The organism is Chitinimonas taiwanensis DSM 18899, from assembly GCF_900119825.1.
Lineage (GTDB): Bacteria > Pseudomonadota > Gammaproteobacteria > Burkholderiales > Chitinimonadaceae > Chitinimonas > Chitinimonas taiwanensis.
The window spans coordinates 186,719-207,560 of sequence record NZ_FPKR01000004.1; the positions used below are offsets into that span (position 1 = coordinate 186,719).

Annotated in this window: 20 protein-coding genes; 4 read left to right on the forward strand and 16 right to left on the reverse strand. The window is 65.3% G+C overall.

What is annotated here, in order from left to right; all coding sequences use genetic code 11:
• Position 1 precedes the first annotated feature (1 nt).
• The gene (gene alkB / locus BT173_RS06365) at positions 2 to 655 is read left to right on the forward strand and encodes a DNA oxidative demethylase AlkB (RefSeq protein WP_072427797.1); all 654 of its coding nucleotides are present in this window, start codon (positions 2 to 4) and stop codon (positions 653 to 655) included.
• Here alkB and BT173_RS06370 read toward each other — a convergent pair.
• The 15 genes from BT173_RS06370 to yjjJ all read right to left on the reverse strand — a co-directional run bounded on the left by BT173_RS06370 (position 652) and on the right by yjjJ (position 16,070).
• Positions 652 to 1,065: a YbaN family protein gene (locus BT173_RS06370; RefSeq protein ID WP_072427798.1), complete on the reverse strand. Its 414-nt coding sequence runs from the start codon at positions 1,063 to 1,065 to the stop codon at positions 652 to 654. The genes alkB and BT173_RS06370 overlap by 4 nt on opposite strands.
• A gap of 7 nt (positions 1,066 to 1,072) precedes the next feature.
• On the reverse strand, positions 1,073 to 1,663 hold the full coding sequence (locus tag BT173_RS06375; protein ID WP_072427799.1) for a biliverdin-producing heme oxygenase: 591 nt from the start codon (positions 1,661 to 1,663) through the stop codon (positions 1,073 to 1,075).
• A gap of 98 nt (positions 1,664 to 1,761) precedes the next feature.
• Positions 1,762 to 4,278 (reverse strand): TonB-dependent receptor, encoded by a 2,517-nt coding sequence (locus tag BT173_RS06380; RefSeq protein ID WP_072427800.1) that lies wholly within the window; start codon positions 4,276 to 4,278, stop codon positions 1,762 to 1,764.
• A gap of 80 nt (positions 4,279 to 4,358) precedes the next feature.
• Positions 4,359 to 5,294, reverse strand: a complete 936-nt coding sequence (locus BT173_RS06385) for a FecR family protein (RefSeq protein ID WP_072427801.1) — start codon at positions 5,292 to 5,294, stop codon at positions 4,359 to 4,361.
• Positions 5,291 to 5,815 carry a sigma-70 family RNA polymerase sigma factor gene (locus tag BT173_RS06390; RefSeq protein ID WP_072427802.1) on the reverse strand — a complete coding sequence of 175 codons (525 nt, stop codon included), beginning with the start codon at positions 5,813 to 5,815 and terminating at the stop codon, positions 5,291 to 5,293. Before BT173_RS06390 ends, BT173_RS06385 begins: the two co-directional genes overlap by 4 nt.
• Positions 5,816 to 5,981: 166 nt before the next feature.
• On the reverse strand, positions 5,982 to 6,554 hold the full coding sequence (locus BT173_RS06395) for a YceI family protein (RefSeq protein WP_084658257.1): 573 nt from the start codon (positions 6,552 to 6,554) through the stop codon (positions 5,982 to 5,984).
• Positions 6,555 to 6,657: 103 nt separating this feature from the next.
• On the reverse strand, positions 6,658 to 7,281 hold the full coding sequence (locus BT173_RS06400; RefSeq protein WP_072427803.1) for a glutathione S-transferase C-terminal domain-containing protein: 624 nt from the start codon (positions 7,279 to 7,281) through the stop codon (positions 6,658 to 6,660).
• Between the two features lie 10 nt (positions 7,282 to 7,291).
• A complete protein-coding gene (locus BT173_RS06405; protein WP_072427804.1) occupies positions 7,292 to 8,110 on the reverse strand; it encodes an ABC transporter ATP-binding protein in 819 nt (272 codons plus the stop codon).
• 25 nt (positions 8,111 to 8,135) lie between these two features.
• A complete protein-coding gene (locus BT173_RS06410) occupies positions 8,136 to 8,918 on the reverse strand; it encodes an ABC transporter permease (RefSeq protein WP_072427805.1) in 783 nt (260 codons plus the stop codon).
• 9 nt (positions 8,919 to 8,927) lie between these two features.
• A complete protein-coding gene (locus BT173_RS06415) occupies positions 8,928 to 9,773 on the reverse strand; it encodes an ABC transporter permease (RefSeq protein ID WP_072427806.1) in 846 nt (281 codons plus the stop codon).
• Between the two features lie 9 nt (positions 9,774 to 9,782).
• Positions 9,783 to 10,988, reverse strand: coding sequence for an MFS transporter (locus tag BT173_RS06420; RefSeq protein ID WP_072427807.1), 1,206 nt, complete (start codon positions 10,986 to 10,988; stop codon positions 9,783 to 9,785).
• A 3-nt stretch (positions 10,989 to 10,991) separates the two neighbouring features.
• Entirely contained in the window at positions 10,992 to 12,086 is a 1,095-nt protein-coding gene (locus BT173_RS06425) for an ABC transporter substrate-binding protein (protein ID WP_072427808.1), read from the reverse strand.
• Positions 12,087 to 12,105: 19 nt separating this feature from the next.
• The gene (locus tag BT173_RS06430) at positions 12,106 to 13,452 is read right to left on the reverse strand and encodes a porin (RefSeq protein WP_072427809.1); all 1,347 of its coding nucleotides are present in this window, start codon (positions 13,450 to 13,452) and stop codon (positions 12,106 to 12,108) included.
• Positions 13,453 to 13,903: 451 nt separating this feature from the next.
• Complete coding sequence (locus tag BT173_RS19245; RefSeq protein WP_139256065.1) at positions 13,904 to 14,410, reverse strand: hypothetical protein; 507 nt, start codon at positions 14,408 to 14,410, stop codon at positions 13,904 to 13,906.
• 355 nt (positions 14,411 to 14,765) lie between these two features.
• Complete coding sequence (gene yjjJ / locus BT173_RS06435; protein WP_072427810.1) at positions 14,766 to 16,070, reverse strand: type II toxin-antitoxin system HipA family toxin YjjJ; 1,305 nt, start codon at positions 16,068 to 16,070, stop codon at positions 14,766 to 14,768.
• A 330-nt stretch (positions 16,071 to 16,400) separates the two neighbouring features.
• Between yjjJ and BT173_RS06440 the strand changes: the two genes are divergently transcribed.
• Genes BT173_RS06440 through BT173_RS06450 form a run of 3 tightly spaced genes read left to right on the forward strand, consistent with a single transcriptional unit; the run spans position 16,401 to position 19,693 of the window.
• A complete protein-coding gene (locus tag BT173_RS06440; protein ID WP_072427811.1) occupies positions 16,401 to 17,324 on the forward strand; it encodes a TauD/TfdA dioxygenase family protein in 924 nt (307 codons plus the stop codon).
• A gap of 38 nt (positions 17,325 to 17,362) precedes the next feature.
• Complete coding sequence (locus tag BT173_RS06445) at positions 17,363 to 18,298, forward strand: TauD/TfdA dioxygenase family protein (RefSeq protein WP_072427812.1); 936 nt, start codon at positions 17,363 to 17,365, stop codon at positions 18,296 to 18,298.
• Positions 18,299 to 18,343: 45 nt separating this feature from the next.
• Positions 18,344 to 19,693 carry an LLM class flavin-dependent oxidoreductase gene (locus BT173_RS06450; protein WP_072427813.1) on the forward strand — a complete coding sequence of 450 codons (1,350 nt, stop codon included), beginning with the start codon at positions 18,344 to 18,346 and terminating at the stop codon, positions 19,691 to 19,693.
• Here BT173_RS06450 and BT173_RS06455 read toward each other — a convergent pair.
• Complete coding sequence (locus tag BT173_RS06455; protein ID WP_072427814.1) at positions 19,690 to 20,775, reverse strand: Hpt domain-containing protein; 1,086 nt, start codon at positions 20,773 to 20,775, stop codon at positions 19,690 to 19,692. The genes BT173_RS06450 and BT173_RS06455 overlap by 4 nt on opposite strands.
• Between the last annotated feature and the right edge of the window lie 67 nt (positions 20,776 to 20,842).

Sequence of the window (20,842 nt, forward strand, 5' to 3'; positions counted from 1 at the left end):
CATGCAGCACGATCTGTTCGACACCCGCGCCGCCGGCCCTGGTGAACCGAGGCCCTTGGCCGACGGTGCCTGGCACCTGCCGGGCTTTGCGCTGGAAGGGGAGTTGGCGCTCTTGGCGGCCGTGGCGGCGATCAGCGCGGCGGCGCCATTCCGGCAGATGGACACGCCGGGCGGTTACCGCATGTCGGTGGCGATGAGCAATGCGGGCAGCCTGGGCTGGGTCAGCGATGCGCACGGCTATCGCTATGCGACGATCGACCCGCTCAGCGGCCAGCCCTGGCCGGCGCTGCCCGAGTGCATGCTGCAGTTGGCGCAGGCGGCGGCTGCGGCGGCCGGTTTCGCGCATTTCCAGCCCGATGCCTGCCTGGTCAACCGCTATGCGCCGGGCAGCAAGCTGGCCCTGCATCAGGACCGAGACGAGCGCGATTTCAGCGCACCCATCGTGTCGGTGTCGCTTGGTCTGCCGGCGGTGTTTCTGTTGGGTGGGCTAAGGCGCAGCGACCCGACCCAGAAGGTGTTGCTCCAGCATGGCGATGTGGTGGTCTGGGGTGGGCCGGCGCGGTTGCGCTACCACGGGGTAAGCACGCTCAAGCCCGGCTTGCATCCCTTGCTGGGGGCGCAGCGCATCAATCTGACCCTGCGCCGTGCCGCTTAGCCGGCGGCGCTGTGTGGCTCCGGCCGGCGCCATAGCCAGAGCAGCACCACGGCCATGCAGGCGATCAGGCTCAGCGCCAGCCAGGGGCGCAGATGCCAGAGCAGCAGGCCAGCGGCCACGCTCATCGAGGCGCTGATCACCCATTTGCTGCGCCGGCTCAGCTGCTGGCCCTGGTGCCAGTGGCGCAGGGTGGGACCGAACAGGCGGTGGTTGAGCAGCCAGGCATGCAGGCGCGGCGAGCTGCGCGCGGCGGCCCAGGCAGCCAACAGCACGAATTCGGTGCTGGGCAGGCCGGGCAGCAGTGCACCCAGCACCGCCAGCCCCAGGCTTAACACGGCCAGGAGCAGGTAGAGCAGGCGGCTCAGGCGCGAGCGCGCCAGGATCAGCGGCTGGGGCGATGGGTCGTGCATGCGGCAATCAGGGTTGGGTGGCAAGCAGATGGGTTTCCAGCAGGGCGCCGAAGCGATCGTAAGCCGCATGCGCGCCTTGCACCACCTCGGCCTGCTCGGCCTCGTTCAAGCCGCTTTCCTGCAAGGCGGCCAGAAAGCGCCGCCAGGCCTGGGCGCGGCCTTCCGGGTAGGCGGCCAGATTGCGCGCGCCGAAGGTCTCATCCAAGCCCAGCTTGGCACGTGCTTCCTTGAATAGAAAGGCGGCCCCCAGGGTGGAGCCTTCCGACACATACAACCAGCCCAGCGCAGCTGGCATCTGCACGCCCTGGCTGGCAATCGCATCATCCGGCTGGGTGGCGCCCAGGTCGTGCAGATCAAGCAGGGACACGGCGCTGCGGCCGCGGCTGTCCAGGTCGGGCACGGCGGTGCGCACGGCCGGGTCGGCGAACAGCTGCTCGACATCGCGCTGGAACAAATACTGGGCGGCCACGAAACGGGCATAGCGCGTACGGTCAGCAAACGGTTGGCCCTGCTCCATCAGGCCGTGCATGCGCTCGTGCTGTGCATGGGTCTCGGTCTTCAGGCGTTGGGCCAGGCTGGCGGAGATATCGGTGGTCATGGGCTGGGTCCTCGGTACGAACGGGGGAAATGGGCATGGCGCCGCCCCGCGCGGGGCGGCGGCGTGTGTGTGCTTGCTTGGGGGTGTTGGACGGCTGTTTAGAAGAACTTGGCCAGGCTGAGCTTCACATTACGGCCCACGCCGGTGACGGCTTCGCTCAGATAGGGCTGGTAGGTCTTGTCGAACAGATTGTCGACAGTGAGGCGTGCCTCCAGACCCTGCAGCGCGCCTTCACGCCCTTGCCAGCTGGCGAACAGGCCGTGCAGCCCGTAGCCGGCCGAGGGTGGCAGGCGGTAGACATTGCCCACCGGCAGCACCTTGTGCTGTGCGGCGACAAAGCGGCCCTGCCAGCCGATGGCTGCGCCCCAGGCCGGTAATTTCAGGCCCAGCTGGCTGATCAGCTTGGCCGGGGCAATCGCCGAGATCGGCTCATCCTCGGCCCAAGGGTTGTTCTGGCTACCGTCGCGCTTGCCGTGCTGCACGGCCAGCGACAGGCTGGCGAACAGGCGCGGCGTGTTATAGAAGCCTTCCAGCTCCAGTCCCTCGCTGTGGTAGCCGGGCAGATTGCGGTAATTGGGCAGGGCGGCCGGCACCGGCATGCCGCTCTGATAGCCGTAGTAATAAGTGCCGCGCTGCAGATTGATGGCCTGGCGTACGCGGTTGTGGAACAGGGTGATGCGCAGCAGGCCATCGTCGCCTGCGCTGAGTAGATTGCGGCCGCTGAACATGGCACCGAGGCGGCTGGCCAGGATGCGCTCACGCTTGAGTTGGCGGCTGGTGCCCGGCACATTCGAGCTATTGCTGGCGCTCACGTAGTACTGGGTCGTGTACAGCTCGTCGATGGTGGGCGCACGCCAGGTGCGGCTCAGGTCGGCGAACAGGGCCGAGCCCTCGCTGGTTTTCCAGAACAGACCGAGGCGCGGCGACAGGCCGCGATAGATGACCGTGCGGTAATCGTGCCCGGCCAGCGGATTGGGGCTGTTGTAGCGCGCGGCCAGATTCGGCGTGCCTTCCGATTCCACTTCGTCGTAGCGCAGCGCGGCGGTCACGGTCAGGCTGTCGTAGCTGACCGCGTCCTGCACGAACGCGGCGCGTGTGTCCTGCCGGCCGCCCGGCATGTAATAGGGTTGGAAGTAGCCGTAGTTGTAGCTCGGGTCCTTCAGCGCCGTGCTGCTCGGGTAGTACATGAGCGTCTCGCGCCGGTTCTGGTGCAGCTGGCCGCCCACGGTCAGCACATGCACGAGCGCGCCGGTGCTGAACGCGCTCTCATTGCGCAGCTCGGCCAGCTCGTCGCGATAGCTGGCCCAGCTTTCATTGCCCAAGCTGCCCAGAAAGCTGCCTTGCGCCGCGGTATCGGGCCGGCGGTCGTGCTGGCGGGTCTTCGAATGCGCATAGCTGGCGGTCAGGTTCAGCAGCGCATTGCCGCTAGGCTGGTAGCGCCATTTGATGCTGGCCGTGTCGTCCTGCTGGTCGCGGTACAGCACCTTGCGCTGCCAGGCACCCTCCCAGCCGTATTTCTTGATCTCGGCCTCAGTCGGGGTGGCCACATCCTCGCCCATGGCGGCAAATGGCACCCAGCCGGTGCTCTTGCTCTGCATGGCCGACACGGTGATCACCTGGCCGTCGCCAGGACGAAAATTCAGCTTGGCCAGCGCCGAGGGGGTATCCATGGCCGAGAAGCGAAACGGCGTGCCATCGGGCTTTTTCAGGTCATCGGCATGGCGTTGGGTGTAATAGGCGAGGCCATCGAAGCGGCCATCCTCGCTGGCTGCATACAGCGCCAGCGTGCCATCGTGTTCGCGGTTATTCGTGTGGTGGCTGTACTTGATCAGGCCGCCGATCTGCTCGCCCGCACGCAGCAGGTCCTTGGCGTCCTTGGTCTCGATGCTGACTATGCCGCCAAAGCCGCCATTGCCATACAGGGCGGTGTGCGGGCCCTTGTTCACTTCCAGTGACTTGATCAGCTCGGGCTCGATGAACACCGAGCCCTGGCGGTATTTCTCGAAGCCTTTCGGTGCACCGTCCACGATCACCTTCACATCCTGGACCTTGTTGAAGCCCCAGATATTCAGCGACTGCCCACCCGGGCGCGAGCTGCCCGAGAGATCGACGCCAGGTAGGGTATCGAGCAGGGCCGCCACATTGCTGGCCTGTTGGCTGGCCACGTCTTCGCGGCTCAGGTAGGAGCGGCCCACGGTATCGCTATTGAGCCGGTCACCCACCACGGTGATCGAGGGCAGCAGCACCTCGTTGCGGGCGGCCTTGGGCGGCTTGCGGTTCGGGTCCTTGAGCTGGAAGGTGCCCAGCTGCGTGCGCTCCAGTGCTAAGCCGCTATCGCGCAGTGCCATCTGCAGCGCAGCTTGCCCATCCAGCCGGCCCTGTACCGGACTGGCGCGGCGTTGCGCGGTCAGGGCCGGGTCGAGCACCAGGATCAGCCCCGCCTCGCTGGCGATCTGGTTCAGCCGCTCGGCCAGTGGGCCGGCCGGCAATGCATAGTCGCGCAGGGTGGGGGCAGGCTGTGCTTCGGCGGCCCAGCTAGGCAGCGGGGCCAGCAGGGCGATGCTCAGGGCCAAGAGGGTAGGACGCAGGGGAAGGCGTGGCACAACGGGTCGCATGCAGTTTCCTTGCAAGTGGGGTTCTATTTGGCTTACCGAAGCAGGCAGGAAAACTGACAGGGGGCAGCGAGAATATTTTTTCAGGGCTGGGCAGGCAGGATCTGCAAATAGCCGGCCTGTGGTGCTTCCACGCGAATGGGCAGCACAGCTTGCAGGGCCAGCAGGGTCTGCTGCGGGTCGCGTAGCGAGAAGCTGCCATTGACCTGCAGCTCGGCCACGCGCGGATCGAGACTGAGCTGGCCGCGATAGTGGCGCGCAAGCTCGGCTACCAGGCTACCTAGCGGGCGTTGCTCGGCCACGGTCATGCCACGCGTCCAGGCATTCGCGCCCACGGCAGCCGGCTGGGGCTGGCCGATCTGCGCGGCGATGCGCAGCTGCTGGCCGGCCGGCACGATGGTTTCCGCGCCGTCCTCGCCCTGGCTGACCGCCACGGCCGATTGCTGCACGGCCAGCACGGTCACGCCATCGAGGTGGCTGACTGTGAAGCGGGTGCCGAGCGCGCGCAGGCGGGCATTCGGGGTCTCGACCAGGAAGGGGCGCGTGCTGTCGTGGCCGGTAGTAATGGCGATCTGGCCGCGATAGAGGCGCAGCTGACGCTGGCGCGCGCTGTAATGCAGGTCCAGGCGGGTTTGCGCATCGAGCTGTAGCTGAGTCTGATCGGCCAGGTGCAGCGTACGTTGCTCGGCGCTGGCCAGCTGGTAACTGGCGCGTTGTTCGGGTGGGGCAAACGGGTCGTAGATATGCTGGCCGAGCAGCACGGCAAGACCAAGCGCCAGCGCAAGCAGCAGCGGTTTGCCCGGCCGCTTGCCGGGGCGTTGCAAGGCTCGCCCAGCCGCCGCGGGCAAGCTGTGAAAACGCTGGTCCACCGCCTGCAGGCGCTGCCAGACCTGGCGGTGACGCGGGTCGCGTGCCAGCCAGGCCTGCAAGGGCGCGTGTTCGTGCGCGGCCTGCTGGCGTGCTTCCAGTTCCAGCTGCCAGGCTATCGCCTGCTGCACGGCTGGGTCGACGCGCGTCATGTGGGCGTACCGAAGGCGTCGTCCAGCTGGTAGAGCTGCAGCAGGGCCTGGGCCAGATACTGGCGCACGCGCGAGGCCGAGACCTGCAGCTGGGCGGCGATCTCGGCATGGGTGAGCTTGTCGATGCGGCTAAGCAGGAAGGCGGTGCGTGCCTTCAGCGACAGCCCGTCCAGCAGGCGGTCGATGGCGATCAGATATTGCAGCGCTTCGGCACGCTGCTCGGGCGAGGGGCTCAGTGCCTCGGGCTGCTGGGCCAGCTCGGCCAGATAGGCTTTTTCCAGCGCATCGTGGCGGTAGTGGTCAATCAGCAAGCCCTTGGCGATGGTGGTCAGCAGCGCCCGCACTTCCTCGGCCACCGGCAGGCGCGGCGCGCGCAGGAGGCGAATGAAGGCATCCTGGCTCAGGTCCTCGGCCTGCGCCGCATCGCCCAAGCGACGGCGGAACCAGCCTTGCAGCCAGGGCTGGTGGTGCTGGTAGGCATCGGACAGGCGCGCGGTCAGGGCGGGATTGCTGGGGGGCATGCAGAGCGGCTAACGGTGATTTTAGTATTAATGATAACCATTATCATTAAATCCATCAAACCTCGGTTTTCCCCAGCCCAGGACGTCGATCCGCACTTTTCCCCACGCTACAGGCAGCGTGGGGTTGGCACGGCAGGGGGCTCGCGCCGGCCTGCCGTGCGCGTGCTTACTGGTCGGCCAGCGCCTCGACCTGGATGCGCAGCTGCACCGTCATATCGAAGCCATAGGCCTTGCCGGCATCGATGCCGAACTGGCTGCGGTCGAACTGCGCATAGGCATCGGCGCCGCAGAATTCGCGCTTGAGCATCGGGTGGGGTACGCATTTGAAGCTGCGTATGGTCAGGTTCAGGGGCTTGCTCACGCCATGCAGGTTCAGCTCGCCCTCCACCTCGGTCGGGGCGCCGTTCTGGAACTTGACCAGCTTGCCCGTGTAGCGCGCCTGCGGGTACTTGGCCGCATCGAACAGCTCCGGCCCGCGTGCCTTGGCATTCATCGCCTCATGGCCGAAGTCGATGCTGGCGATCTCGATATTCACCTCGACCTGCCCCTCGCCCTTCTCCTTGTCCAGCAGCACAAAGCCGCTGTTCTGGTTGAACTTGCCGCGCCATAGCGACAGGCCCATATGATCGGCTTCGAAGCTGGGGTAGGTATGGCTGGGGTCGAGCGTGTAGCGCAGCGGTGCTGCGTGCAGCAGCGTGGTGGTGCACAGCAGGGCAAGGACAGGGGCAAGGCGCAGCATGGCAGTCTCCGGTATGGGCCGCAGGAGGCGGGCGTGGCGCGCAGTGTGGCATGCCCGCGCAGGCAATAACACGCCCCGCCGGGCGGGGCGTTGCGGCCAGACCTCAGTGCGCGGCTTCAGCCGCCAGCGCGGCCTGTACGCTGGGCCGGGCCAGCCAGGCCTCCCGCACGCGCGCCAGCTGCGCGAGGTCGGCAAAGGCTTCGCTGGGCAGGCGGCCTAGCCAGTGCAGGAACACGCCCAGGTAAGCATCGGCCAGGGTAAAGCGCGCGCCGACCAAGTAATCGCGTCCGCGCAGCGCCTCGTCGATCGGGCGCAGCGTGGCGTGCAGCTGCTGCAGGGCTTGGGCGCGGATGGCCGCATGGTGGCTGTTGTCGGCCGAATAGCGCTCGGGCCGGTTCAAGGGGCGGAAGGCGCCCACATGCAGCTCGCTGTTCAGATAGCCAAGCCAGGACTGGATTTGCGCGCGTTCGAGCGTGCCGGGCGCGGCAAACAGCGTGCTGTCCGGGCGCTGGTCGGCCAGCCAGGGCAGGATGGCGCTGTTCTCGGTCAGCAGGCTGCCGTCTTCAAACTGCACGGCCGGCACGCGCCCGAGCGGGTTGACGGCATGAATGGGTGAATCGGGCGTGCGCAGCGGCACCACCTGCACCGCGATTGGCAGTTGCAGTTCGTGGACCAGCAGATGGGCGGCAAAGGAGCAGGCGCCGCGGGCGACGTAGAGGGTAGGCATGGTGAGTTCCTTACAGGGCAAACAGATAGTCGGCGGCGCTGCGCGCGGGCCAGCTGGTGGGCAAGAGACTAGGGCGTGGCAGCTGGCCGAAGTCGGACAGCACATCGTCCTTGATCGCCACGAAGGCGGCATCGGTGCGCTGGCGCGGCTGGGGCAGGTCAACCTCCACAATGCGTTTGATGCGGCCGGGGCGCGGCTCGAGTACCACCACGCGGTCCGATAGATAGACGGCTTCCTCCACATCGTGGGTGACCAGGATCATGGTGATGCCCTCGGCCTGCCAGATGCGGCGCAGCTCATCCTGCAGGGTGGCGCGGGTCAGCGCATCGAGCGCGCCAAACGGTTCGTCCAGCAGCAGCACCTCGGGCCGGTTGACCAGGCCGCGCGCAATCGCCACGCGCTGGCTCATGCCGCCCGACAACTGGTAGGGGTAGGCGCTCTCGAAGCCGCGCAGGCCGACCAGATCGAGGTGTTCGGCAATCGTGCGCTGCTTGTCCGCCTCGGATAGCGTGGCGTTCTCCAGCGCCAGGCCCACGTTCTGCGCCACGGTCAGCCAGGGGAATAGACGATGTTCCTGGAACACGATGCCGCGCTCGAGACCCGTGCCGGTAATGCGCTGGCCATCGAGCAGAATCTCGCCCTGGTAATCGTTTTCCAGCCCCACGATCAGGCGCAGCAGCGTGGATTTGCCGCAGCCCGAGCTGCCGACGATGGACAGGAATTCGCCCGGGCGGATATCGAGATGGATGTCCTGCAGCACCTGCAGGGGAGCGTCCTGGCCTGGATAGGTCTTGGCCACGGCGCGTACGCGAAGTTTGCTGTCTGTCATTGCTTGTCCTTTGCGGTGAAGTGGCTCAGTTGGGCTTGCGCCAGACGAGGGCGCGGCGCTCGAAGCGCACGGCCAGTTGATTGAGCGTGGCGCCGATGCAGCCGACTACCACCAGGCCGAACAGCACCGAACCCATATTGAAATGCTCGCGGCCGTCGATCATGGTGTTGCCCACGCCATGGCCGGATTTGAGGAAGTACTCGGCGCCGATGGTGGCCAGCCAGCTGTAGATGAGCGCCAGATGCAGGCCGGTGAAGATTTGCGGGCTGGCCGCCGGAATGATCACGCGCCGCCACAGCTGCCAGCGGCTGAAGGCATACACGCGCGCCACCTCGGCGTAGTCGCGGCTCACGCTGCGTATGCCTTCGAAGGTATTGATGGTCACCGGGTAGAAGGCGGCCATGGCGATAAAGATGATCTTGGCCGGCTCGCCCATGCCGAACCACACCGACAGCAGGGGAATCCAGGCAAATAGCGCAATCTGCTTCACCGCGTTGAAGCTCGGTCCGATCAGCTTTTCGGCCAGGCGCGATACGCCCAGGAGGCTGCCCAGCAAAAAGCCCGCGCTGCCACCCAGGAAGAAACCAGCCAGATCGCGCCCTAGGCTGGCCAGCACATCCCAGCCAAAACCGCCGCTGATCTGGCTCAGGCCCTCCTGCACCACCTGTTGCGGTGGAGCCAGCACATGCTGGTTGGCCAGCTGGAAATGGCTGACCAGCCACCACAGGGCCAGCAGGCCGGCCGGCAGGGCCAGGCCGCGCAGATCGCGCGCGCGCAGCCACTGGAATTGCTTGGTAAAGGTGGACATGTGCGCTCCTTAGAAAGCGCTGCGCCGCCAGCGCAGCAAAAAGGTTTCGGCCAGTTGCAGCAGCCGGTCGATGGCCAGCCCGACGAGGCCGATCACCACCATGCAGGCCATCACCACATCTAGCTGGAACAGCTGGCGGCCCCACACCATCTGGTAGCCAATACCCTCGCTGGAGGCGAGCAGTTCGACCGTGACCAGCGACAGCCAGGCATTGGTCAGCCCATAGCGCAAGCCGTTGAACAGGCTGGGCAGGCTGGCCGGGAACACCACCTTCAGCCACAGCTGGCGCGGCGTGAAGCGGTACACGCGCGCCACCTCGAGGAAATTGGCCGGGATATTGCGTATGCCCTGCTGGGTGTTGATGGTGATGGGCACGGCCGCCGCCTTGGCAATGATCAGGATCTTCATCGCCTCGCCGATGCCAACCAGCATGATCAGCAGCGGAATCCAGCCCAGCACCGGGATCTCGCTCAGCGCCTTGAAGCTTGGGTAGAGGTAGGCCTCGGCGGTTTTCGACAGGCCCATCGCCACACCCAGCGCGGTGCCAATCAAGAGCGCGGCGGAAAAGCCCCAGGCCACGCGGCCCAGGCTGATGGACAGATTGGCCCAGAGCTCGCCGCTGTCCCATAGCTCGAACAGGGTCAGGGCCACCTGCTCAGGCGCGGGCAGGATCTGCGCGGCGACCCAGCCATGCCGCGCAGCCAGGTGCCAGAGCAGCACGATGGCGGCGGGCAGCAAGAGCGCCAGCGCGCTGTCCCTCAGCCGCGCCAGCACGGCCTGGCGCCAGCGCAGACTGCGCGCGGCCAGGTTGCGGCTGTGGGGCAGCGGCAGGGGAAGGGTGTCGGTGGAAGACATGCGGACTCCTTAGATAAAGACGGCTTGGCGGCGCGGCCGCTGTTGCCAGGCAAACAGAACAAAGCAGGGCAAGAGGCAGAGGAATAAGGTCTGCAAGCCCAACAGACCGCCCAGTAGGCCACCTGCCACGCTGCCCAGTACGCTGCCGGCCGGGCCGATCAGCGCCATCAGCCCGGCAATGCGCCCACCGCCCAGCGTGCGGCCCAGCCGCGCATAACGGGCCAGGTTGCCGACCTGCTGCACGCCCAGCCCCAGGCCCAGCAAGCCGCCACCCAGCCACAGCAGCGGCGCCCAGCGCGCCAGCCCCAGGGCCAAGAGGCCGAGCAGCGCCAGGGCAAAGCCGGCCAGGTAAAAGCGCGCCTCGCCCCAGCGCGCCAGCAGGCTGCCGGCCAGGAACAGGGTGGCGATAAAGCAGGCGCCCAGCACCGTGATCAGCCCGGCTGCCTCGGTGGCGCCCAGGCCAAAGCCCTGGATGGCAATCGCCACGATGAAGAAGCTGTAATACATATGGCAGGCCCCACCGACGAAGTCGTACAGCGCCAGCTGGCGTAGCGCGGCCTCGTCGCGCAGCAGTGCCAGCTGCTGGCGCAGCTCGGCCAGGCTCAGCCGCCGCCCCGGCTGGCGCTGGTACACGCCGCAGCGGAACACCAGCGGCGCCAGCAACACCGCCGTGATAAAGCTCAGCCCAATCAACCAGTAGCTGGCGGCAAAGCCGGCCCAGGCCACCAGGCTGGCTGCCAGCCCCGGCCCGATCAGAAACATGCCCAGCATGTGCGAGCCGCGAAACCAGCCGGCCTTGGCCTCGCCCACCGTCTGCAACTGCTGCATGAACACGGTATTGAGCGAGACAAAACGCAGCGGCATCACAAAGCTGACCAGGGCGGTGGTGGCCAGCAGCCAGGCCAGCGCATCCACGGCCGGCACAGCCAGATAGATCAGCCCCACCGCCACGCTGCCCAGGCGAAACAGCCGCCCCGGCCCGAACTGATCGACCAGCACGCCCATGGGCAGGCTCATGAACAGGATGCCCACGCTCTGCGCGCCGGCGATCAAGCCAAAACCCAGCGGCGTGGCATGCAGCGACAGCGCGTACAGCGAGGTAGTGACCTTGGCCAGCCCGACGCTGATGCCGGCCAAGAGGCTGAGCAGCACAAAGCCGAGCAGGAAGCGGTGACGCGCGATAAAGCCGTGCAGGGTCTGGGCGGCAAGCGACATGGCTCAGGGCGCCTGATAGCTGGCTAGGCTGGCTGGCTTCTTCACCCCACCCTTGGCGTCGAACTCGGCCCAGTAGCCATCGAGCTTGAGCTGGCGCACTGCCTCGCGCTGGTACTTGGGCTCCAGCCAGCTATCCACATCCACCTCGCCACGGATCAGCCGGTATTTCTTCGACAGCGCCACCGCGTCCTTGTAGTGGGTGGTGAAGAAATCATCGAACAGCGGCGACAGGCGCACCTTGAGCGGCGTGCCTTCGTAGTCCTGCTTGAAGGCGGTGTAGGGCACGCCCGATTTGGCCCACTGCTGCAGCACCTGCTCGCGGTTGCGGTCATCCGAGGCCCAGGCTGCTTCGCGCACCAGGGTGTTCACCACGCGCTGGACGATGTGCGGATAGCGCTGCTCGAAGTCGCCGGTGACCAGGAAGTGGGTCTGGCGGCTCAGATTGGCCGGCTGGCCGCGCGTGCTGTAGACGATGCGGGCAATGCCGCGGTCGACCAGCGGATACACGTCATAACCAAACCAGGCGGCATCCACGTCCTTGGTGGCAATGGCCGCTTGGGTGGTGGCGCCATCCATATTGATGGACTTGAAATCGCGCTCGCTCAGGCCGCGCTGGTCCAGCACCTTGGCCGCTACCAGCTGGCCATTGGTGCCCTTGAACAACGCCACCTTCTTGCCCTTCAGCTCTTCCAGCGTGCGCGCAGGCGAATCGGCTGGTACCGCTACATAGGCGGTGCCGCGCGTGCCGTCAGCCAGCAGCAGCTTGGTATTGAGCCCACCGGCCTTGCCGATGATGGCGGGCAAATCGCCCTGCCAGGCAAAGTCGAGCAGCTTGTTGGCAATGGCCTCATTCACGGCCGGCCCCGCGCCCTTGAAGAAATTCCACTCCACCTTGATGCCCTCGGCGCGGAATTCCTGCTCCAAGAGGCCCTTTACATTGACCAGCGAGGTGACCGCGCCGCCAAACACCGGCCGGTTGCCAGTGCCCACGGTGGCCACGCCAATGCGGATCACCTTCGGTTGCTCGGCCGCCAGCGCTTCGGGCGCGGCGATCAGGGATAGCGCCAAGGCGCTGATAAAAGCGGTAAACCGTTTCATGATTGAATCTCCGGAAAAATCAGAAGCCGAACTGGAATTGGGCCAGCACATCGCGGTACTTGAGCTGGCGCGCGCGGTCGTGGGTGCGGTTGAGGTTGAGCTGGAACTTGCTGGTCTGGGCAAAGAAGATGTTCAGGCCCAGGGTGTCGATATCCACCGCATCGTTCTGCGCGGCGGTATTCGGGTCGAAGCGGTCCACGCGCACGAAAGGCTGGTAGGACTTCGGCCACCAGTCATCGAAACGCGCCTGGGCGCGGTAGCCCTTCACGAACTGCTCGCCGAAGTTGTAGAAGAAGGTGGCGGTGTGCGATTTGCTCTTCACCGTGCCGTAGACCGGCGCATTGGCGCTGCCGCTGACCGTGCCGTCCTCACCGCGGATCGCCTCGAAGGTGATGCCGAACGGTTCGTGGTTGTAGCTGAAGTCCACGCCCACGCGTTCGCGCTTGCCCTGGGCCACAAAGGTGCTGCCAATCAGGCGGTTCTGCTTGCCGTGGTAGACCGATGCACCGAGCGTGAGCTGGCGCAGCCAGGAGCTGTAATCGGATGGCGCGGTAAAGGCCAGCCGGCCCACGAAGTCCTTGGCCGAGTTGTTGTCCGACACATTCGGCCCCGCCCCATTCACCCAGCCCAAGGCATAGGCCAGCAGCGGCGCGCGGTAGTTGTAGCCATAGTCCACGGTGGGGTCGAGGTCGCCGCGTACGATCACGCCAATCTGCCGCTGCGCGAGGCCCAGCTTGCTGGCGAACTGCGCATTGTTGATCACCGGCTTCAGGTCTTCGGTGGCCGGCACTTCCAGACCAAAGGGCAAGAGCTGCTGGCCGAAGGTCACATTCAGCTGCCCATCGGCCTGGTCGATGGTCGGGCGCAGCGCATAAGTGAGGTTGGCGTCGAGCAGATTGAGGAACTGCGTGCCATTGCCCAGCGGCGAAGCACCCAGGCGCAAGGTGTAGTTGAGGTTGCGGCCTTCCTGGTAATCGCGGTACAGGCTGCCGGTAAAGCCGAGAATGGCCACCGGCACATCCAGACTGGTCTTGCGTCGGTCCACGCTGCCGGCCGTCGTCACCGGCTCGCTGGTGTGGCTGGCCCGTGCCTGGATGGTGCCGCTCACGGTCAGCCCACGGCTGCTGAGCGCCGTGGCTGTTTCGCGGTCGCGCTGAACCTGGTACTTGAAGTTCTCCAGATCGGACTGCACGCCCTGCAAATCCGAGCGCAAGGCCGGCTCACCACTCGCGTTCTGCGCCTGCAAGCTCTCTATCGCCTGCTGCAGGGTTTTCAGCTGCTGCTGCAATTCATCCAGTGTGGGCGCCGCCTGTACCTGGCCAGCCAGGGCCAGCGCAGTCGCGCCTATCCAATATCGGTATCGCATGTTTTCTCCCTTGTTCGATGTGCGGGCTGTCGTGCAGCCGTCCATCGCTTAAGAGCAGAACGCATGCCAAAAAGAAATCTTTATAAAATCAAGGAATAAACGCACCAGGTGGCCTGGCGCGATTGCGAAACCAACAGCGGGATGCAGCAGATTGTTGGGAATGCAGCAGTGGGAGCGGGGAGAGGGAGAGGTAAGACAAGGGCGGGCGTTAACCCGTAGCTTGGGTTGAGCGTAGCGAAGCCCAACATTCGCGGTGAACGTTGGGCTTCATTGCATTCAGCCCAACCTACCGAGCTGGCAGCGAGATCGGACTGAGTTATTCTGCAAACGTGTAGTTAATCGTCCGGGACTAGATAGGTAGGCTTTGTGCCAGGGTATACAGCAACCATGGCAAAATGGGGTTGGGGCGGTTTCCAACGCTTTGCATTTTCCGGACATTTACGTTAGCTCGTTACTGCCTGTAAAATCTGACAGAATTTACAGCAATTTGACTTAAAGATTTGTCCCTTGAAAACTTATCAAGCTCTCTTGTTGCATCCGAGTGATTAATCTTATCCAGCTCTTCAATTTCCTCTGGTGAAAAGAGCGATGGGTCATCTTTTCTAACAACCTGAAATAACTTGCTTTTTATTGACTTGCCCAGCGGGGTCGAATAAAGACGAACAACATCCCGAGCAGTGGATTCGGGGATGATTGCTTTAAAATGCGGAACCAGTGCTGCTTCAATTTCGGCATCGGGCGTTATGAATACATTTTTGCAAAGCCTAGGATCTGTACTTTCTGGTTTTTTATCGCATGCCCTAGCAATTGTTCCTTTAATTGAATTGGCGTATCCAAGGGCTTGCAATGCTGAAGCGTGCACAGTCGTAGAGTCCTCGGAAGGTCGCTCATTTTTAAGCAAGAGAGAGCCTCCAAATATAGCGATTGAGAAAATTAGGACTAAGAGAAGTGTTTTCATGCCTATGAACTATTTGCTTTAGGGTTAAGATTTACTCAAAAGGGAAAAGGTGCCGTCCTGTAATTGATTGTGTACTTTCAGCGCAGGAGCAAGGGCATTAGGCAGGCTCACCGTCTGCAAGGCACCTAGTCCCATCTCACGGCTGCGCTCATCACGGGTAAAACGAAATACCCAGCTCTAGGTCCCTGCATCGCTGATATGCAACCACAGATCACCGCCGTCGCCATAGTGCCCTTTAGCTTTGAGCTTGTGTAGCATCATATTGGTGAGCCGATTCAGGGCTCTAGTCGTAGCGTGGCATACAGGACAAACCTCGATTCCATCGTAATGACGTCCTCTGCCTAGAGCGTGGCTGTTACCCCAAACGCGCAATACGAACCGCCGCCTCATCCAGATGCTGCCTGAGCGCCGTGATGCAGGGCGAGAAGGCGGCCGAGAAGCCCTCGCTCGCGGCTAGCTTGGCGTGGAACTGCTCGGCCAGGGCCAGCGCCTCGCGCCATAGGGCGCCATCGACCGAGGCCGTCAGCGTAGCGGGCGGCAGGGTGTTGACGAGGGCGCCGCTGCTGCGTGGGGCGAAGCCCATGGGCAATACATCGTAGGCCGGTGCGAGCTGATAGGGGCGGCCCTGGCGGACGACGAAGGACAGATTGCCCGCGTGCATATCGGTGTTGCCGATCAGTGTGCCGAATGCCCAAAGCAGCGCGGCGCCAGCCGTGGCTTGCGCATCGACATGACCGGCCGCGGCGAGGCGGGCAACCGTGGCGGGCCAGGGGGCGGCGCCCGCGCCGACGAATTCCATATCCAGCGCGCGCAGCGAGAACACGCCCAGGCGGCCCAGCGTGCCGATGCGGTCAAAGCGCGGTACTTCCAGGAAGCGCTGCGTGCCGAAATCGAATAGCGCGGTGTCCACGCCCAGCACCGCCAGCGCCAGGTGTTCGGCCAGCAACAGGTCGCGCCAGCGTTCGGTCAGCGCGTTGTCGTCGGGCAGCGAGAACTTCACCAGCACATGGCCGCGTTCGGTATAGGCGCAGAACTTGGGCTGCTCGCCCCCAGCGGACGAGCCGGCCGCCTCGCCCGCGCCAGCCGCCTGGGCCAGGGCCGGGTAGTCGCGTGCCCTGTCCACCGGCTCGGGCAGCGGCATATGCAGAAAGCGCTCGCGCGCCAGCGGGCCAATCAGCAGATTGCCGATGCTGTCGTGCCCATGGGCGAGCAGCAGGCGCAGCACATCGGTGTCGTGCCAGCTTTCCGGGTTGGCTGGCAAGCCGAATTCGCCAGCGTAACGCGCGGCATAGGCGCGGCCCAGATAGCCCTGCGGCCGCATATCGAATAGCCACCAAGGCAGCCCTTCGCTGTGTTGGGTCTGGCCCTCGGCCTCCTGCATGACAAAGCCGCCCGGTAGCACCGGCACCAGCTCGCCCAGCGTCTGCACCTGTCCTTGCTCCGTCACCCGGAAGACCGGCGCCGCGACTACTCCACGGTAGCGGTCGTGCAGCGCATAACGAATAGATGGGCCCGCCCCAATCCGCACCAGCGCGTCACCCAGACCAGCCAGTGCGCGCGATACGGTGGGCTGGCTTAAGCCTGTCTTTTCAACGGCTTGCCGAGCCGTGATCGGGCCTTGGGCGAGCAGCTGCTGCAGCGTATCGGTATGGCGTGCCATGGCGGTGAATAGATTTTTGAATAGATAGATGAATAGATAACTGAATAACTTCTTGGCTGCAAGCGTGCCTAGATTCAGCCCTATTCAGCCGCGACAGGCGTGCTAAGTGCTGCTTGGCTTGGCCGGGGGCTGCGGCGCTGGATGGGGCGCTTGGTCTGCTGCTGATTTCGCAACGCCTTGCTGGCTGGCGCTGCTGCAAAGCCAGCAGCCGGGCTGGCGGTAAATTGGCTAAGTGTTTGAATTGAATGAACTTGAACTGCGGGCACGCTTTCTGCCCTTGTTGAATCAGCGGTCACCAACCCGGTGGCTGATTCGACAAGGAAAGCCCGCATGAGTCTGAGCAGCCAGAGTCCCAGCTTTATCCGCCCCGCACCGGCCCTGATCACGGCGCACAAGGGCGGCGCGCCCGATATTTTGCAGATCACCCCGACCGGCGCGGCGCTGGGGGCGGTGGTCAGCGGCCTGGATGTGAGCAAGCCGCTCTTGCCCAGCCAGGTGCTGCGCCTGAAGGCGGCGCTGAACGAGCACCATATCCTCATCTACCGCGACCAGTTGCTCAGCGATGCGCAGCTGCGCGCGTTTGCCACCTATTTCGGCGCGGTGTTCAACCCGCCCAGCGATGTGCCGGTGCTCGCTTCGGGTAATGATGGCAAGACGCCGGACGTGGTGCCGGTGGCCAATATTGCGGGTGGCTACACCGGCAGCGGCGAGCTGACCCCGCATATCGACCACCAGTGGACGCCGCTGCCCTCGGCCGGCTCGCTGCTATATGCGCTGGAAGTGCCGAGCCGGGGCGGCGACACCAGCTGGTACAACATCGCCGCCGCCTACGATGCCCTCGACGCGGCCACCCGTGCGCGCATCGACAGCCTGCAGCTGATTACCTACAACCCCTTTCTGCGCGGGCCGGGTGACGAGCGCCCGCTCTACCGCACGCCCGAGCGCCAGCCGCTGGGCGCGGCCTACCCGCACCCGCTGGTGCGCACCCATCCGGAAACCGGCCGGCGCGGCCTGTTCCTGAGCACCCATACCGAGGTCGAACTGCCCGGCCTGCCGGCCGACGAGGCCCAGGCGCTGATCGCCCGCCTGCGCGCCCATGTGGCCGAGGACCGCTTCCGCTACGAGCACCACTGGCGCGTGGGCGACATCGTGCACTGGGACAACCAGGCCACCCTGCATTCGCGCACCGCCTTTCCCGACACCGAACGCCGCGTGCTCAAGCGCGTGAGCCTGGCCGGCGGCCGCCCGTTCTGAGCGCCACCTTTCCAACCCTTAATGACAAGGATTCCCTCATGAGTCAGATCAGCATTCATCCGATTGCCGGGCGCATTGGCGCCGAAATCCGCGGCGTGGAGCTGGGCACCGAGCTGAGCGCCGAGAACCTGGCCGCCATTCAGGCCGCGCTGCTGCAACACAAGGTCGTGTTCTTTCGCGGCCAGCATCATCTGGACGACGCGCGCCAGCAAGCGTTTGCGCGCCGCCTCGGCCAGCCGGTGGCCCACCCGACCGTGGCCACGGTGGGCGGCACCGACTATGTGCTGGAGCTCGATTCGCAGCGCGGCGGGCGCGCCAATTCCTGGCATACCGATGTGACCTTTGTGGATGCCTATCCGAAGGCGTCCATCCTGCGCGCGATTACCGTGCCCGCGGCCGGTGGCGATACGGTATGGGCGAACACCCACACCGCCTATCTCGACCTGCCCGAGCCGCTGCGCGCACTGGCCGACACGCTGTGGGCCGAGCACAGCAATGAATACGACTATGCGAGCTACAAGGCCAATGTCAGTGCCGAGCAGCTGCGCCGCAACCGCGAGGAGTTCACCGCCACCGTCTACCAGACCGAGCACCCGGTCGTGCATGTGCATCCGGAAACCGGCGAGCGTCATCTGCTGCTCGGCCATTTCGTGCAGAAGCTGATCGGGCTGAGCCAGGCTGATTCGCAGCAGCTGTTCAGCGTGCTGCAAGGCCATGTCACCCGCCTGGAAAACACCGTGCGCTGGCACTGGCAGGCCGGCGATGTGGCGATTTGGGACAACCGCGCCACCCAGCATTACGCGATCAATGACTACGGCGATGCGCGCCGCGTGATGCACCGGGTCACGGTGGCGGGCGGCAAGGCGGTGGGGCTGGATGGACGGCAGAGCCGGACGCGCAGCAAGCAGGCCAAGGCCACGACCGCCGCCAATAGCCCGCAGGCCGATAGCCCCAGCGCCGCGCGCGCAGCCTGAGCTGCGCTGCGCCAACCGATACGCGTACCTGACGAGACCCCGACCATGAGCCAAAGAAAACTGCGCCTCGGCGCCTTCCTGATGCAATACGGCCACCATGTGGCCGCCTGGCGCCACCCCGATGCACCAGCCGATGCCGGCCAGGACTTCGCCCACTACCGCCGCCTGGCCCAGACCGCCGAGCGCGGCCTGTTCGATGCCATCTTCTTCGCCGACGGCCTGGCGGTACGCGGCGAGAACGAGGTGGCCGCGCGCACCGCGCATGCCGACCATTTCGAGCCGATCACCCTCTTGTCGGCGCTGTCGGCGGTGACCGAGCGGATCGGCCTGATCGCCACCGTCTCGACCACCTACAACGAGCCCTTCAATCTGGCGCGCAAGTTCGCCTCGCTCGATCACCTGAGCGGCGGACGGGCCGGCTGGAATCTGGTGACTTCGGCCAGCGAAGCGGAGGCGCAGAACTTCAATCTGGACGCGCAGCTGCCGCATGCGCTGCGCTACCAGCGCGCGCGGGAATATGTGGAGGTGGTGCGCAAGCTGTGGGATAGCTGGGAGGACGATGCCTTTGTGCGCGACAAGGCCAGCGGCCAGTACTTCGACCCGGCCAAGGTGCATGTGGCCCAGCATCGCGGCAGCCATTTCCAAGTGCGTGGCCCGCTGAACGTGGCCCGCCCGCCGCAGGGCTACCCGGTGCTGGTACAGGCTGGCGCCTCGGACGACGGGCGCGAGCTGGCCGCCGCCACCGCCGAAGTGATCTTCACCGCCTGGCAGGAACGCGACGACGCGCAGGCCTTCTACCAGGACATCAAGACCCGAGCCGCCGCCTATGGCCGCCGGGCCGAGGAGATCCTGATCATGCCCGGCGTGTTCCCGGTGATCGGTCGTACCGAGGAGGAGGCGGCCGAGAAATACGCGGCCATCCAGGCGCTGATCCACCCCAGCGTGGGGCTGGGCCTGCTATCGGGCCTGATCGGCGCCGACCTGAGCGGCTACGATATCGACGGCCCGCTGCCCGAGTTACCGGAAACCAATGGCAATAAGAGCCGCCAAGCGCTGATGTACGACATTGCCCGGCGCGAAAAGCTGACCATCCGTCAGCTCTACGAGCGGGTAGCCGGTGCGCGCGGCCACCGCACAATACTGGGTACGCCCACATCGATTGCCGATCAGCTCGAGGATTGGTTTGTGCACGGGGCGGCCGACGGCTTCAACATCATGGGGCCGGTGCTGCCCGGTGGTCTGGAGGAGTTCGTGACGCTGGTGATACCCGAGCTGCAGCGGCGCGGCCTGTTCCGCACCGAGTACGAAGGCCGCACGCTGCGCGAGAACCTGGGGCTGGCACGCCCGGCCAACCAACATCTGGCCGCGCGCCAGCACGATCTGCAGACGGCCTAGGCTGGCAGGTTCAGGTCGGCGGCAATCGCTTCGAAGGCGTTGATGACCGGCGCATCGAAGCGGGTTTCTAGGCCGCCGTTCACATCGAACAGCGTGCGCATCACCGCGCGCCGGTAGTCGATGCCGCTGAGGCCGACCACGCGGTCGAACAGCAGGTCGGCCACCGCCAGCATCATGGCGCCCGGGTGCGGCGGCAGCGGGTAGGCGGGGGCGGCAATGCCCACGCCGTTCGCCCATAGATGGTGCTGGCGGATGATCTGGGCAGCTTCCTGGCAGTCAGGCGCCATGCTCAGCAGCCATTGCGCGGCGCGCTCCGGGTGCTCGGCATAGCGCTGCCAATCGGGCGATTTGAAGGTGGGCGGGGTGTGCAGGCTGGCATCCGGCTCGGCCAGCAGGCCCACGTCGTGCCAGAGCACGGCCAGCTGCAGGGCATCGGCATTGCAGGGGCGGCGGTGGCGGCGGTTGAGCGCCTGCACGCAATCGAGCTGAAAGCGCGCGCGGCGCGCCCAGAGCGGGTGACGCTTGGCCAGGGCTTCGGCCAGCTGCTCGCCCAGCGCCCAGGCCTGCTGCTGGTGCTGGCTGGCCGGGGCCGGGTGGCTGGGCGCGGCATGTTCGGGCTCGGCCAGCCAGGCGCCATGTGCGGTCAGCAGGATATCGCGTGCCAGGTCGTCGGCTTTTTGCTGGCTACTGGCGCCGGCCAGCCGCTCGATTAGGGCAATCAGCGCATCGCGCGGGGTTGGGTCGAATTGCTGGGTGCGCAGCAGGTGGTCGAGCATGGGCGGCACCTGGTCCATGCTTTGCAAAATGGCTTCCGCCACAAAGGGTGAGCACAGAAAGCGCCCATCGCGCAGGCTTTGCAGCACGCCCTCGATATGGTGGACGAAGTCCATGATGGGCGTGGCGCGCGCATAACCGAAATCACCCTTGATGGTGTGCACGCGGCGAAAGGCGCTGGCCAGCAGATCGGGCGCATCCGGGGTTTCCACCAGCCGGTGCAGGTCCTTTTCCAGGCCAGGCATATGTTCCTGCACCTCGGTCAGCACATCGGGCAGCAGGGAGAAATCGACGTCGGCCGTACTCATGCTCACTCCAGGCTGGCGCGGGCAGGCCAGCGAAACTGCCTGCATGATAGCCGTTCGTGCCACCCCT